Annotated in this window: 16 protein-coding genes; 13 read left to right on the top strand and 3 right to left on the bottom strand. The window is 36.5% G+C overall.

What is annotated here, in order from left to right; all coding sequences use genetic code 11:
* Positions 1 to 66: 66 nt before the first annotated feature.
* The gene (locus tag SOP96_RS15290; protein ID WP_326321792.1) at positions 67 to 1689 is read right to left on the bottom strand and encodes an ABC-F family ATP-binding cassette domain-containing protein; all 1623 of its coding nucleotides are present in this window, start codon (positions 1687 to 1689) and stop codon (positions 67 to 69) included.
* 196 nt (positions 1690 to 1885) lie between these two features.
* Here SOP96_RS15290 and smpB point away from each other — a divergent pair, with 196 nt between their 5' ends.
* From smpB to SOP96_RS15260, 6 genes are all read left to right on the top strand, one after another.
* On the top strand, positions 1886 to 2344 hold the full coding sequence (smpB, locus tag SOP96_RS15285; RefSeq protein ID WP_326321791.1) for an SsrA-binding protein SmpB: 459 nt from the start codon (positions 1886 to 1888) through the stop codon (positions 2342 to 2344).
* A 77-nt stretch (positions 2345 to 2421) separates the two neighbouring features.
* Positions 2422 to 3897 (top strand): OmpA family protein, encoded by a 1476-nt coding sequence (locus SOP96_RS15280; RefSeq protein WP_326321790.1) that lies wholly within the window; start codon positions 2422 to 2424, stop codon positions 3895 to 3897.
* 94 nt (positions 3898 to 3991) lie between these two features.
* The gene (locus SOP96_RS15275) at positions 3992 to 4732 is read left to right on the top strand and encodes a YebC/PmpR family DNA-binding transcriptional regulator (protein WP_326321789.1); all 741 of its coding nucleotides are present in this window, start codon (positions 3992 to 3994) and stop codon (positions 4730 to 4732) included.
* A gap of 124 nt (positions 4733 to 4856) precedes the next feature.
* Positions 4857 to 5684 (top strand): UDP-2,3-diacylglucosamine diphosphatase, encoded by an 828-nt coding sequence (locus tag SOP96_RS15270; RefSeq protein WP_326321788.1) that lies wholly within the window; start codon positions 4857 to 4859, stop codon positions 5682 to 5684.
* Entirely contained in the window at positions 5681 to 6655 is a 975-nt protein-coding gene (locus SOP96_RS15265; protein ID WP_326321787.1) for a glycosyltransferase family protein, read from the top strand. Before SOP96_RS15270 ends, SOP96_RS15265 begins: the two co-directional genes overlap by 4 nt.
* Positions 6656 to 6735: 80 nt before the next feature.
* A complete protein-coding gene (locus SOP96_RS15260; protein ID WP_326321786.1) occupies positions 6736 to 6906 on the top strand; it encodes a hypothetical protein in 171 nt (56 codons plus the stop codon).
* A 65-nt stretch (positions 6907 to 6971) separates the two neighbouring features.
* Here SOP96_RS15260 and SOP96_RS15255 read toward each other — a convergent pair whose 3' ends face one another.
* Complete coding sequence (locus SOP96_RS15255) at positions 6972 to 7262, bottom strand: GNAT family N-acetyltransferase (protein ID WP_326321785.1); 291 nt, start codon at positions 7260 to 7262, stop codon at positions 6972 to 6974.
* A gap of 197 nt (positions 7263 to 7459) precedes the next feature.
* Positions 7460 to 8209, bottom strand: a complete 750-nt coding sequence (locus SOP96_RS15250; RefSeq protein ID WP_326321784.1) for an RDD family protein — start codon at positions 8207 to 8209, stop codon at positions 7460 to 7462.
* 27 nt (positions 8210 to 8236) lie between these two features.
* Here SOP96_RS15250 and SOP96_RS15245 point away from each other — a divergent pair, with 27 nt between their 5' ends.
* The 7 genes from SOP96_RS15245 (at position 8237) to SOP96_RS15215 (ending at position 15056) form a co-directional block, all read left to right on the top strand.
* A complete protein-coding gene (locus SOP96_RS15245) occupies positions 8237 to 9220 on the top strand; it encodes a stage II sporulation protein M (RefSeq protein WP_326321783.1) in 984 nt (327 codons plus the stop codon).
* On the top strand, positions 9204 to 10166 hold the full coding sequence (locus tag SOP96_RS15240) for a DUF4013 domain-containing protein (protein WP_326321782.1): 963 nt from the start codon (positions 9204 to 9206) through the stop codon (positions 10164 to 10166). Before SOP96_RS15245 ends, SOP96_RS15240 begins: the two co-directional genes overlap by 17 nt.
* Positions 10159 to 10956, top strand: a complete 798-nt coding sequence (locus tag SOP96_RS15235; RefSeq protein WP_326321781.1) for a DUF4129 domain-containing protein — start codon at positions 10159 to 10161, stop codon at positions 10954 to 10956. Before SOP96_RS15240 ends, SOP96_RS15235 begins: the two co-directional genes overlap by 8 nt.
* Before the next feature lie 8 nt (positions 10957 to 10964).
* Positions 10965 to 12116, top strand: a complete 1152-nt coding sequence (locus tag SOP96_RS15230; RefSeq protein WP_326321780.1) for a DUF4350 domain-containing protein — start codon at positions 10965 to 10967, stop codon at positions 12114 to 12116.
* Between the two features lie 86 nt (positions 12117 to 12202).
* A complete protein-coding gene (locus SOP96_RS15225; RefSeq protein WP_411911990.1) occupies positions 12203 to 13234 on the top strand; it encodes an AAA family ATPase in 1032 nt (343 codons plus the stop codon).
* 43 nt (positions 13235 to 13277) lie between these two features.
* Complete coding sequence (locus tag SOP96_RS15220) at positions 13278 to 14600, top strand: DUF58 domain-containing protein (RefSeq protein WP_326321779.1); 1323 nt, start codon at positions 13278 to 13280, stop codon at positions 14598 to 14600.
* Positions 14601 to 14630: 30 nt separating this feature from the next.
* A complete protein-coding gene (locus SOP96_RS15215; RefSeq protein WP_326321778.1) occupies positions 14631 to 15056 on the top strand; it encodes an OsmC family protein in 426 nt (141 codons plus the stop codon).
* Positions 15057 to 15129 lie beyond the last annotated feature (73 nt).

The following is a 15129-nucleotide window of genomic DNA, read 5'->3' as shown; positions in this document are numbered from 1 at the left end:
GGAAAGTTTAATCTTGTCACAGAATGTTAAAAAAAACCGTTCAGGTGATGAACGGTTTTTAACTATTTAAGAATACATTTTCTCTCTTAATTCCTTTACCTTTTTATCACCAAGGTATTCGTCGTAAGTCATTTCTCTGTCGATGATTCCCTGCGGAGTCAGCTCGATGATTCTGTTACAGACTGTTGAAAGCATTTCATGGTCATGAGAAGCCAGTAGAATGTTTCCTTTGAAATTAGACAGTGAGTTGTTCAAAGTCGTGATACTTTCAAGGTCTAAGTGGTTGGTAGGTTCGTCAAGCAAAAGAACGTTAGCTTTCTGAAGCATCATTCTGCTGAACATGCATCTCATTTTTTCACCCCCTGAAAGTACTTTACACGATTTTAACGCTTCATCACCGGAGAAAAGCATTCTTCCTAAGAATCCTCTTACAAATTCTTCATGACGCTCTTCATCATTTTTGGTGAACTGTCTTAACCAGTCAACCAGGCTTAAGTCTTCCTGGAAGAAATTGGTATTATCTAAAGGCATGTGAGACTGGGTAGTTGTAACTCCCCATGCAACTGTTCCTTTGTCTGCCTGCACATTTCCGGCTAAAATTTCGAAAAATTCTGTGATTGCCAAAGAGTTTTTGGAAAGTACGGCAACTTTATCTCCTTTTTTAAGGTTTAAATCGATGTTAGAAAACAATAGCTCTCCGTCTTTTGTTTTTTCAAGACCTTTCACATCCAAGATCTGATCTCCCGCTTCTCTTTCCATTTCGAAAATAATGGCAGGATATCTTCTTGAAGAAGGCTTAATATCGTCGATATTAAGTTTATCGATCATTTTCTTTCTTGCGGTAGCCTGTTTTGCTTTTGCAACGTTAGAGCTGAATCTTGCGATGAAATCCTGTAGTTCCTTTTTCTTTTCCTCTGCTTTTTTATTAGCCTGGGCTCTTTGTCTTGTTGCCAACTGTGAAGCCTGGTACCAGAATGAGTAATTACCGGTATAAAGGTTTAATTTCGCATAATCAAGGTCACCGATGTGCGTACAAACGGTATCTAAGAAGTGACGGTCGTGAGACACAACGATTACCGTGTTTTCATAATCTGCGAGAAAATCTTCCAGCCATGAAATGGTATCAATATCAAGGTCGTTGGTAGGCTCATCCAGAATAAGAACATCAGGGTTTCCGAAAAGCGCCTGAGCAAGAAGAACCTTTACTTTGTCTTTGTTTTCAAGCTCGCTCATCATTTGCCAGTGCATATCATCTGTAATCCCAACATTAGAAAGCATGGTTTGTGCATCCGATTCTGCAGTCCATCCTCCCATTTCGTCATAGATTACACCCAATTCACCGGCTTTAATGCCGTCTTCATCAGAAAAGTCTTCCTTCGCATACAGCGCATCCATCTCTTCTTTTATTTCGAATAGCTTTTTATTACCTCTCAAAACCGCTTCAAGTACCGTATATTGATCGTAAGCAAAGTGATCCTGCTCCAGAACAGACATTCTTTTTCCAGGCTCCAAAGATACATGTCCTGTTGTTGGGTCTTGTTTTCCGGTCAATATTTTAAGGAATGTAGACTTTCCTGCACCATTTGCTCCGATAATCCCGTAGCAGTTTCCTTTCGTAAACATAATGTTTACCTCGTCAAAAAGAACTCTTTTCCCGAATTGTAAAGATAAGTTAGATACTGTTAACATATAGTTTTGTAAATTTGGCGCAAAAATACGAAAAGAATTTGGGTATTTCGTAATAATGTAATATTCAAGTTTTTAATCTAAGGTATTTTTTTATATATTTCATTAATTAATTATTAAATAAGAGACATTCCTGAAACGGGCGGGCTGATTAAAGCACGGTAAGCTCTTATTTTATTCATATATCAGACGAATCGAGATGAAAATAGAAAAGACAGTCAATATATTAAACAGAAGAGCCAGGTTTGAATACGAAATACTTGAAGAATATGAAGCCGGAATGGTGCTTACAGGCACGGAAATTAAATCTTTACGCTCTTCGAAAGCATCCATTGCAGAATCATTCTGTCAATTTATTGATGGGGAATTGTACATCATTAATATGATGATTGATGAATATAAATTGGGCACATTTTATAATCATAAGACAAAAAGGGAACGGAAATTGCTGTTGCACAAAAAAGAGTTGCAAAAGCTGGAGAAAAAATTAAAGGATGCAGGAAATACTATAATACCCTTAAAATTATATATCAATGATAATGGAAAAGCTAAGGTGCTTATTGCGCTCGGAAGGGGTAAAAAACTCTTTGATAAAAGGGAAAGCATAAAAGATAGAGAAAATAAACGTAACCTCGACAGAATATTAAAGAAAAGTTAAAAATCATCGGAAAAACTTTGTATATAAAGAAAAATTATATTTATTTTGCATTATCAATTATTTAATCATTTAATTCTATGAAAAATCTAAAATTAGGAATTTCAGCATTGGCGCTTACTGTCGCTTCTACTGTGTTCGCTCAGACTACCAACAATCCGTGGATGATCGGGGTTGGTGCTCATGCGGAAAACCATATGGCACAGAGAGAAAACTTCAGTAATACGTTCTCTGCTAATAATTTGACGAAGACAATGTTCAATGTGAACAACTTCTCTATTACTCCGCCGTTATCTAAGCTTACTGTTGCTAGAAACATCGGTAAAGGTTTGGTTATCGACTGGCAAACTACTGTAGGAAATGTTGAAAACAAGAGATTTAACATGGGTAAAGAATTCATGTTAATGACTGGTCTTGGTTTCCAAGCTAAAGCTGCAGGTCTGTTATGGGATGAAGAATCTTGGTTCGATCCGTATTTGAGAGTTGGTGCTAACTACCTGAGACATGATTACACTTCTCTTACATTTCCAAGAACAGATGCTAATGGAGCATGGATTGGAAACGGTGAGGATGGTAACGAAGACGGTAAAGCAAACCACTTTACAGTTGCAACGGGTGCTGGTATTAACTTCTGGTTAACTAAAAACTTCGGTTTAGGTATACAAGGAGATTACGTATCAACTCCGGGTGATAAAGCTAATTATGCCAACTTTTGGCAAGCTTCTGCTTCATTGAACTTCAGATTCGGTAACAGAGATAGAGATAAAGATGGTATCTTAGATAAAGACGATTTATGTCCTGATACTCCGGGATTACCAGAGTTCCAGGGATGTCCTGATACAGACGGTGACGGAGTTCCGGATAAAGACGATCAGTGTCCAGAAGTTGCTGGTCCGGTTGAAAACAATGGATGTCCTTGGCCAGATACAGATGGTGACGGTGTAATCGACAAAGATGATGCTTGTCCTACAGTTGCAGGTCCTGCAGAAAACAACGGATGTCCTTGGCCAGATACGGATGGTGACGGTATCTTAGATAAAGATGATGCTTGTCCTACGGTTCCAGGTCTTCCTGAATACAACGGATGTCCTAAACCTAAGAGCGTAACTGCTACAGGAGTAGAAACTGAATTAAAAGCAGTATATTTTGACTTTAATAAAGCTACAATTAAAGCTGAATCAAGTGGTGCTTTAGATAGAGCTGCAAACTTGATTAAAACTGATGGTGGTAATTATTTATTAGAAGGTCAAACTGATGCTAAAGGTTCTGAAGCTTACAACCTGAAGTTATCTAGAGAAAGAGCTGCTGCTGTAGTTGCTGCTTTAGATGCAAGAGGTGTGGATGCTAATGCACTTAAATCTATCGGTGTTGGTGAGTCTAAAGCTACTGTTGCTGAAACAGCTTCTGATGCTGAAAGACAAGTAGACAGAAAAGTAGTGGTAAGAGCTATTGAAAATGCTGATGAGTGGAACGCAATCAAAAAGAGAGATTACGAAGATGCTCCAGTGAAAAAAGCTCCGACCAAGAAAAAAGCTCCGGCTAAAAAAAGAAAATAATTAATTTTTCTAAATAAATAAATACCTCCAGTTATCTGGGGGTATTTTTTTTTCGTTCACTTTTAATTAATTTTGTTGAAAATTTAAAAATAAAATGGGAAGAGCATTTGAATATAGAAAAGCTTCTAAAATGGCCAGATGGGATAAGATGGCCAAAACTTTTTCTAAAATCGGTAAAGATATCGCATTGGCGGTAAAGGCCGGCGGTTCGGATCCGGAATCAAATCCTGCATTGAGAAGATGCATTCAGAATGCAAAAGGAGCCAATATGCCGAAGGATAATGTGGAAAGAGCGATTAAAAAAGCAAGCGGCGCAGATGCTGAAAACTATGAAGAAATAACTTATGAAGGTTATGGCCAGGGCGGTGTGGCATTTTTTATTGAATGTACAACCAATAATCCTACAAGAACGGTTGCTAATGTAAGAGCTGTTTTCAATAAGTTTGACGGAAACCTGGGCAAAAACGGAGAATTGGCTTTCATATTCGATAGAAAAGGAATTTTTACCATTGATTTAGCGCAAATCAAAATGGACTGGGATGATTTCGAAATGGAAATGATTGACGGAGGTGCCGAAGATGTTGAAAAAGATGAAGAAGAAGTAATGATCACAACAGCTTTTGAAGATTTTGGATCGCTGTCCCACAAGCTGGATGAACTTGGCATTGAAGCAAAAAGTGCAGAGCTCCAAAGAATTCCTAATATCACCAAGGAAGTAAACGAAGAACAATTTAAAGCTAATATGAAAATGCTGGAACGTTTCGAAGATGATGATGACGTACAAAACGTTTATCATAACATGGAAGTATCAGAAGAGATGATGAATACGCTTTAATATTTGGAATTATAGCATACAAACCTCACATGTTTTAAAACCTGTGAGGTTTTTTTAGCGATACATAAAAATAATATAACATTCATATACAGTTAATTTTCAAGTAGTTTCTTTGCATAAAACTATGAAAAGAAACGTTGAATTAGTTGTTATATCAGATGTACATTTGGGAACTTATGGTTGCAAGGCTAAAGAATTGATGAGATATCTCAACTCTATTCAGCCCAAAACATTGATTTTGAACGGAGATATCATTGATATCTGGCAATTCAAAAAGTCATACTTTCCTAAGCCTCATCTGAAGGTGATTAAAAAAATCCTTTCGTTTGCGACAAAAAATACCGATGTGTACTACATTACCGGAAATCATGATGAGATGTTCCGGAAATTTACCGACTTCGAATTAGGTAATCTGAAAGTCTGCAATAAAATCTGCCTGAATATTGATGATAAAAAAACATGGATTTTCCATGGAGATGTTTTTGATGCATCCGTTCAGCATTCAAAATGGATTGCAAAGCTTGGTGGAAAAGGATATGATCTGTTAATTGTTATCAATAACATAGTAAACTGGTTTTTGGAGAAAATGGGTAAAGAGAAATATTCATTTTCAAAGAAAATCAAAAATAATGTAAAAAAGGCAGTCAAGTATATCGGGGATTTTGAACTGACCGCTTCCGAACTGGCTATTGACAACCATTACGATTATGTCGTATGCGGGCATATCCATCAGCCGCAGATTCGTGAGGTTGTTAATAAAAAAGGAGCCTGCACTTATCTTAATTCCGGGGACTGGATTGAAAATCTTTCCGCTCTTGAATATCATGATAAAGAATGGAAAATCTTTCATTATGAAGATCATAAGCATCTCCTGAAGGATGATGTTACAGATGAAATTCAGGATATTAATACTAATGATCTTTTAAAAATCGTAACCAATTTCACGAAATGAAAATCTTGTATGCCTTTCAGGGAACAGGAAATGGGCATGTTGCCCGTGCACAGGAGATTGTTCCGATCCTAAAAAAATATGCGTCTGTTGAAACACTAATTAGCGGTCATCAATCGCAATTAAAAGCAGATTTTGACGTTAATTATCAACATAAAGGAATTTCACTGTTGTACAATAAAACAGGAGGATTATCCTACCGGAAAATGTTTACCGATAATAATTTTCTGGAAGCTTTCAAAACAATTAGAGAAATTGACCTTTCAGCGTACGATCTTATCATTAATGATTATGAGCCCCTCACAAGTTGGGCAAGCAAGCTCAGAAAATATCCAATGATAGAGCTCAGCCATCAGGCTTCCATGCTTTTTAAAGAAACGCCAAAACCGGAAAAGAAAGATTTTTTCGGAGAACTTGTATTGAAATATTATGTTCCCTGCGACCGTAAAATTGGGTTCCATTTTGAAAATTATCATCCTCAGATTAAAAAGCCGGTAATCCGAAGAAAAATCAGGAATTTAAATCCCGATAAAAAAGGCTTTTATGTGGTGTACCTTCCCAGCTTTTCAGATGAAAATATTATCAAAGTTTTAAAGCAAATTCCCGTTGAATGGAAAGTTTTTTCTAAATATTCCAGACTTCAATTCAAAGAAAATAATGTTGAAGTGTTTCCCATTGATGAAATTCAGTATCTTAAAAGCTTTGAAAACTGCGACGGAATTCTTTGTAATGCAGGTTTTGAAACTCCTGCAGAGGCTCTTTTCATGGATAAAAAATTATTTGTGATCCCGATTCATAATCAGTATGAGCAGGAATGTAATGCCTGTGCCTTAGACAAAATGGGAATACCCAATTCCAAAGTTTTAAAGCTGGAGGAAATTCAGGAATGGGTCTCTTCAGATCATCATTTTAAAGTAGATTATCCTGACGATATTGAAAGCATATTATTGAACGAAGTGTTGTCTTTCAGTTAATTTATTAAAGAGTTGATATTATTGAAGATAAATAACTATATTTACTTTAAAATATTCATTAACACCAAAAAAAATATTAAATGAAAAAATCAGAAATTTTAAGAAGCAGGGCTCTGTCTAAAAATGAGCTTAAAAATCTGTACGCAGGAGATAAAAATCCTCAATGTGTAATTTCATGCTGTGATCCAAAGCTGCCGCCATGCGGATTCGTGAATTGCAATGGGATACAATGTCCCGGAGTACCGAAATAATCGTATTGCATTAATACAAAGACCGCTTAAAACGGTCTTTTTTTATGAAAGGCAACTGGCTATTGCTATTTGTTCAAAAAAATATCATCAACATCATTCATCCTCATCATAACAGATCTTGCGTAAGAACAGTGCGGGTAAACTTTCCAGTTATTTTCCCGGGCGAATTTAATGGCTTCTTCTACCAGGTATTTTCCCATGCCACGGCCTTCAAATTCGGGATGCACCAAAACGAATGAAATGATAAACTTGTTGTCTTCGGGAAAAATAGTATACGTTAATCTTCCGATTTCTTTTAATTCGTTATTCAAAGTAATGACCCCGCCGTTTCCTGATTTATTGTTTTCAAATCTCATAATCTAAGTTTTATTTTTAGTAAAAAATACAAAAACTGCACCGCGGAAATTTTGATGTAGATTAAGAAAGGAAAATCATGAATGAATACTTCGTGAATAGTCAATCGTCAAGAAGTTTCACCCTTGAATTTTTAGAGTGCACTTTCAGAAACGGTTAAGATCCACAATTCACTTGCAAAGCACAATTGCCCATTCACTTAATTGTCTTTTCCTGTATAATAATTATAGTCTTTGATAATTACCCCAATAAACTGTCTTTCCGTCATTTTTATAGAATCTGCTTCCAGCTTGAGAATACTCTTTATTTTGTCTGAAAGTTTGCTGATTACTTGGCGGTCATCAATTCTCAGGGCTTTAAGATAATTATCTTTGATGATTCTCATATCATTATCACTCAGGGCAATCACCTGAGGAAAAGTGGGAACATAATCTTCTCGGATATTTTCTAAAATCGTATGTGAGATATTAATGTTATTCTTTAGGGAAATAACAGCCGTTCCGGAAGCTATATCTCCTAAACGCTGGTTGTTTTTGGATATGATCATGGAAATAAGCCCCACAATTCCTACAAATAAAGTATCAATAATCCTGAAGACCCACCTAATCAGGTAATCCCCGAAACCCGCCTGGTAACCATCTATTTTCACAACACGGATCTTCATTACTTTTTTTCCGGGAGTCTGCCCTTCCATAAGGCTCTCAAGAACCACAGGATACACTACCGTAGGAAAAAGCAGCATGATGTAAACTGCCCCGATAGACCAATAATCCATGCCCTGAAGCAAATAGCCGAGATCAAGAATATTGAAGAACGTATATAAAACGGCTATTCCGTAAGCTATTTTGATGAGAAGATCAATAAAGAAAGCAATCATCCGTTCTCCAACACTGGCAATGTTGAAATTAATATTTACATTTTGTGAAGTATTAATCGCAATTTGAGACATAATTTTTATTATTTTAGCCTTATAATTATGAGAGAAGTTTATTTCATTAAACAAAATAAAGAAAAATGGTTGGGAATTGAGCAGGTTATTCAGGGGAAAATTAAAAAAAATCCTGATGACCTATCTTCGCTGTACATTAATCTTATCAACGATCTTTCTTTTGCACAGACCTATTACCCGAAAAGCAATACTACGGTGTATCTGAATCACCTCTCTTCACAGATCTTTCAGAAAATTTACAAAACTAAAAGAGTGGAGCAAAACCGCTTGGTGTATTTTTTTAAAACGGAAGTTCCCTTGTTGGTATATCAATACAGAAGATATTTAGGATATGCTTTCTTATTTTTCACTTTATTTACACTGATTGGAGTATTGTCAGCGGTGTATGATAAAGATTTTGCTAAAATTATTTTAGGGGAAAATTATGTAAACCAAACCATTGAAAACATTAAGGATGGAAATGCTGTCGGTGTTTATCAGAGCGGATCTACCTGGGGCAGCACGATTGGGATAATTTTCAACAATATCGGAGTAGGGGCCAAACTGTACATTTACGGAATTTTTGGAGGCGTCGGTACATTGTGGGCCTTACTGTCAAACAGTGTAATGCTGGGTTCATTTCAGTATTTCTTTTATGATTACGGAGCTTTGGGAGACAGCGCAAGGGGAATATGGCTTCATGGTGTTTTCGAGATCTTTTCCATGGTGGTGGAAGCCATGTGCGGGCTCATCCTCGGAGCATCCATATTATTTCCAAAAACATTTTCAAGATTCAACTCGTTTAAAAATGGATTTAAAGACTCATTCAAAATATTTTTAAGCACGATACCCTTTACCATCTGTGCCGGAATTATCGAAGGTTACGTCACAAGACATGCATTGAATATGCCTTTGTCTTTAAACTTGATTATTATCTTCGGCTCATTATTTATTATAGGATTTTATTATTTTATTTATCCTTCCATCGTTAACAGAAAAATCAATAACCAGATCCATGATGCAGTTTTATAAAAAGAGAGATTTCGGAACTTTTATCACAGACAGTTTCAATTTTTTCAAATTATACGGTAAGAATTATTTTAAAAATTTCCTGCTCCTGAACGGATTGCTGCTGATTCTGATGCTGGTGGTCGTTGTGTTCGGATATAAAGAATTTTTGGGAGCAATTTTCGGATCCAATATGGCCGGACAAAGCTATTATTTTGAACAGTTTCTTAATGATAATGTAGGAATGCTTATCGTAACCGGAATTTTACTCTTTGTTCTCTCATCAGCACTCATGATCGTTAATTTCCTGTTTCCGGTTTTCTATATGAAAAGAGCTGCGGAAGGGCAGACGCATATAAAAGCAGATGATATCCTGGGTGATTTCAGAGCAAATGGTAAAAAAGTAGCTGCTGCTTATTTTGGATTAACATTTCTTGTGTTACCGGTTGCATTTGTTATTTTCGGTATTTCTTATATCCTGGTTTTTATTCTTATAGGATTGGTAATTATGCTTTTTGTAGTGCCTAATCTGTTCAATATCATCTTATTTTTCTGCTTCGATTACTTTAACAGGGAAAGAGGTTTTTTTGAATCGTTAAGCTATGCCATAAGATCTCAGTTTTCGTATAAAAACGGTAGGGAAAATTCTCCTTATTGGAAATATTGGGGTTCAACCATTATCATGATGATCTTGTTTTATATTGTGAGCATATTCTTTACATCTGTTCCCATGATTCTTTTTTTTATAAAACTTTCTACAACGGCTCCTGATGCGCAATTTGAACAAAATCCTTTTGCAGGAAGTTTCGGGATTTTATTTTTTGTGATGTACGGAATTTCATCCATCATTTCAACCATGCTCATGAATGTTTTATACATCAATTCAGGATTAATGTACTACGACAGCCGTACAGACCTTCACCAGAAAATAGAACTTGCAGAAATAGATACCATCGGAATTAATGAATAAGTTTTTTATTTTTTTACTGATTTTTTTAGCTGCAGGATCTTTTCGTGCACAAAATGAAGAAGATCCGCCTCCGGTTGCAGAAGTTTATATAGACTCTGTCAGCACGGGCCATTACAAAAATATGTATCGGGCAGACTCTGTATTGCTAAAGAAACCGGTTACCGAAAATACGGTTTATCCTAAAAAATTTAAAGCAAACGTTCCCTCTAGGTACAAGGGAGAAGAATTTGACTACACCACAACAAAACCAAGAATGTCGGTATGGGAAAAGCTCATGAAAAAAATCGTTGAGATCCTGAACAGCATTTTCGGGGAGACGGTTTTTACCAACTCAGCCAATATTGCGGGAATTCTTGTACGGCTCTTTGCTATTATTCTTGCGGGTTTCCTGCTCTATTTTATTATCAAATACCTCATCGGTAAAGAGGGAAGCTTCCTTTTCGGAAAGAAAAATAAAAAAGTAACTATTAAAGATGAAGAACTTCATGAAAATATACACGAGATCAATTTTCCGGAAAGCATCCTGAAGTTTGAAAAATCCGGCGATTTCCGTTCTGCGGTGCGCTACCAGTTTTTGTTTGTGTTAAAAAAGCTCAGTGATAAAAAACTCATCGCCTGGAACCCTGAAAAAACTAATAAAGATTATGTGGCAGAATTAAAAGCCCCACATCTCAAGGAAGAATTCTTTCAGCTTTCCTACATTTTTGATTATGTGTGGTACGGAGAATTCAGCATTTCGGAAGAAAGCTATCTGAAATTTAAAACCCAGTATCAATCGTTTAAACCGTAACTTTTGCCATGAACAAAACTTTCAAAATATATGCTGTGATTTTCATCGTTGTGATGATTATTCTGGTATTGTTTGAAGCCAATAAAACGGAAAGAATGGACTGGAGAAAAAATTTCGATATCAATCAGAAATCACCTTTCGGTTTGTTTGTTTTTAATAATGAAGCGAATGCATTGTTTAAAAATAAAATTAAAAAAACATCCGAAACACCATACGATTATTACCAGGCAGACAAGAAACCGCATAATATTCTGGTTATTGAAGAAGAAATTGATAAAGAATCCTGGAACAAAATCCTGGATCAGGTATCCGAGGGTTCTGATGCAATGCTTATTGTCAGTGAAATGCCTAAACAAATTTCCGACAGTATCGGCTATTACGATTCCCAGATTTCTTTTGAAGACGAAAATGTACTGAAGCTTACCGACAAAAAATTCACCAACGATTTTATTCATTTGGATAAATTTCCTTCGGGAAGAGGTTTTACCTTTATAAAACCCGGTGTTGAGGTGTTGGGAAAGACCGTCGAAAAAAACAATACCGATCAGGCAAACTTTATTAAAATAAGATTCGGAAAAGGAAACGTATATGTGCATTGCGAACCGCTTTTCATCACCAATTACTATCTTTTAAAACGCGGAAATGCAAGATACGCGCAGGATGTTTTCTCATATCTTGGCGACCGTGAAACCATCTGGTTTGTAGAAAATGATGCAAAAGTTTCGCAGTTTTTCCTGAGATTTATCCTCTCAAAGCCTGCGCTTAAATATGCATGGTGGGTATTGTTGGGAGGTCTTGTGCTGTTTATTTTCTTTAATGCCAAAAGAAAACAGCGTATCGTCCCGATTATAGAGCCGTTAAAAAACACATCCGTAGATTTTGTGAAAAGCATCGGCAATTTGTATCTTCAGGAGGGTGATTTCCACGACATGATGGCTAAAAAAGCACAGTATTTCCTGAACAAAATAAGAATGGATCTGCTGATTGATACACAACATCTTGATGCGGAATTTGCCAAGAAACTTCATCTCAAAACAGGGAAGCCTGTGGAAAAGATTGAAGAAGCGATCCGACTGATTAAAAAAGCGCAGGATCCGTATGCGCAGGTAATGAAAGAAGATCTTGCAAAAATGAATACATTGCTTGATGAAATAATTTAAAAAGTGTAACAATATAAAAAATATAAGAATGTACCAATTTTCCCAATTGGTAATTGGTACATCGGTAAATTGTTAAATTATATGATATGGAAAATATAGAAAACCCAAATACAGAAGACCAGCATTCTATATCTCTTGATAAACAAGAAGATCAGTTTCAGTCGAGAATAGATATGATTGAGCTTAGAACAAGCCTGGAAAAAGTAAAATCTGAAATTGCCAAAGTAATTGTAGGACAGGAAAGTATGGTGGAGCATCTTCTGGCTGCACTGCTTTCAAATGGACACGTCCTTATAGAAGGCGTTCCCGGAGTGGCAAAAACAATTACCGCAAAATTGCTGGCAAAAACCATTGATGTCGGTTTCAGCAGGATACAGTTTACACCGGATCTTATGCCATCGGATATTTTGGGAACTTCGGTTTTCAACGTTAAAAATTCTGAATTTGAATTTAAAAAAGGACCGATCTTTTCCAGCTTTATTTTGATTGATGAAATCAACCGTTCTCCTGCAAAAACACAGGCCGCCTTATTTGAGGTAATGGAAGAAAGACAGATTACGATGGATGGAGCACGCTACACCATGGAAGAACCTTTCTTGGTAGTGGCTACCCAAAACCCTATTGAACATGAGGGAACATATCGGCTTCCCGAAGCGCAGCTCGACCGTTTCCTGTTTAAAATCAATGTAGGATATCCTGATCTTGCGCAGGAAATTATGATCATTAAAAATCAGCACGAAAATAAAACGGAGGATAAAACGGATGTCGTAAACCGCGTTATTACGGCTCGTCAGTTGAAAAATTATCAGCAGCTTGTAAAAGAAATTATCGTTGAATCGCAATTGATGGAATACATTGCCAAGATTATCGTGAACACAAGGGAAAATCAGTTCCTGTATCTGGGAGCTTCCCCAAGGGCAAGTCTTGCATTGTTAACAGCTTCAAAAGCTTTTGCGGCTTTGAGAGGAAGAGATTTTGTAACACCTGAAGATATTAAAGAAGCAAGCTACGCCGTATTGAGACACAGGGTCATTGTCTCGCCGGAAAGGGAAATGGAAGGCCTTACTGCTGATGAAATTATCAGACAAATTTTAGAAGGAATTGAAATTCCAAGATAGAAGTAAATTATTAACCGCTATCTGTAATCTGCCATTTTAAAAAATGAAAAACTTATACATCAATACGCGCTTTTTTTACGTGCTCATCGGAGTGGGAATTCTGTATGTCTTTGCATTTTTCTTCCCGTTTCTTATGTGGGCAGCGCATATTGCTCTGCTGATCTGCTTTTTGGCGGTAATGGTAGATTTCCTTTTTGTTTTTAATAAAAAGAAAGGGATTTCGGCACAAAGGATTTTGCCTGAAAAGCTGTCAAATGGTGATGAAAATCCTGTGAAAATCGATATTAAAAATAATTATGATTTTAAAATCAATGTTAAAGTTATCGATGAAATACCTTTTCAGTTTCAGAATCGTGATTTCCTGATTGAAAAACAAATTGCACCCGGAAGAAATACTTTTTTTCAGTATATCCTTGAGCCGAAAGAGCGTGGAGAATATAATTTCGGAAGCCTGAATGTGTACGTTTCCTCACCTTTAGATTTTGTTTCGAAAAGATTTAATTTTCAGAAAGATGCCAATTTACCTTCGTATCCTTCATTCATCCACCTGAGGAAATATGAATTGATGGCTATTCAGAGCGAATTTATGCTGGGTGGGATCAAAAAGATAAGAAAGCTGGGACACACCATGGAATTTGAGCAGATCAAAGAATATGTTCCGGGAGATGATATCAGGACCATCAACTGGAAAGCAACTTCCAAGACAAACCGATTGATGGTAAACCAGTTTCAGGACGAAAAATCCCAGCGGATCTTTATGCTGATTGATACCGGGAGAACGATGAAAATGCCTTTTAAAGGTTTAAGCCTGCTGGATTATTCCATTAATGCAACCATGGCGTTGTCTCATATCATCCTGAAAAAAGGCGACCGTGCCGGGATGATGACCTTCTCTAAAAAAACGGAAAATAAAATCGCCGCTGAAAATAAGTCGGGGCAGCTGAGGAAAATCTCCGAAGCGCTTTACAACATCAAAACCGATTTTTTTGAAAGTGATTTTAACAGGCTCTATCAGGATGTAAAATATTCTTTAAACCAGAGAAGCCTTATATTGCTGTTTACCAATTTTGAAACACTGGACGGGCTCAACCGCCAGCTGAAATATCTCCGCGGAATTGCCAAAAATCATTTGCTGGTAGTGGTTTTCTTTAAAAATTCAGAACTACAGGCTTTAATCCATAAAAATCCGGAAAGCATGCAGGAAATTTATGATGAAATTATCGCAGAAAAATTTGAGTTTGAAAAGAAGCTGATTATTCAGGAGCTTAAAAAATATGGAATTTATGCAGTTTATACCTTGCCTGAGAATTTGAATATTGACGTCATCAATAAATATCTGGAGATAAAAGCGAGAGGAATTTTGTAATTTTGCAAAAACAATAAGCAACAAACCATAATGAAAATAACACTTAACAGAATCAACGACGATTTTTTATTTGAATGTACCAATGCTCAGGGAAATTCAATTCTTTTGGATAATACGACGCAACCCGGCGCAAAAGGGGTTTCGCCTATGGAAAGTGTTCTGATGGCTGTTGCGGGATGCAGCGGGATTGATGTGGTTTCTATCCTGAAAAAACAAAGACAGAAAATTACGGATTTTAAAGCTGAGGTTGAAGGGGAAAGAATTCCGGTTGATGATGCGAAGCCTTTTAAATCTATTAAAGTTAAATTTCTTCTTGAAGGAACTGTTGATCCTAAAAAAGCCCAGAAAGCAGCCCAGTTGTCATTTGAAAAATACTGTTCTGTTTCCAAGACTCTGGAACCGACCGTAGAAATTGAATATGAAGTGTGGGTTAATGGCGAAATTGTTCAGCCTTAATCTTCTTTCTTATACTCATAAAAAGGAAACCCCACAGATAAAAGCTTTATCCGCGGGGTTTTTATTAATATGA

It is taken from the genome of Chryseobacterium salviniae, assembly GCF_035819015.1.
Lineage (GTDB): Bacteria > Bacteroidota > Bacteroidia > Flavobacteriales > Weeksellaceae > Chryseobacterium > Chryseobacterium salviniae.
This window is presented reverse-complemented; position numbering and strand designations above follow the sequence as displayed.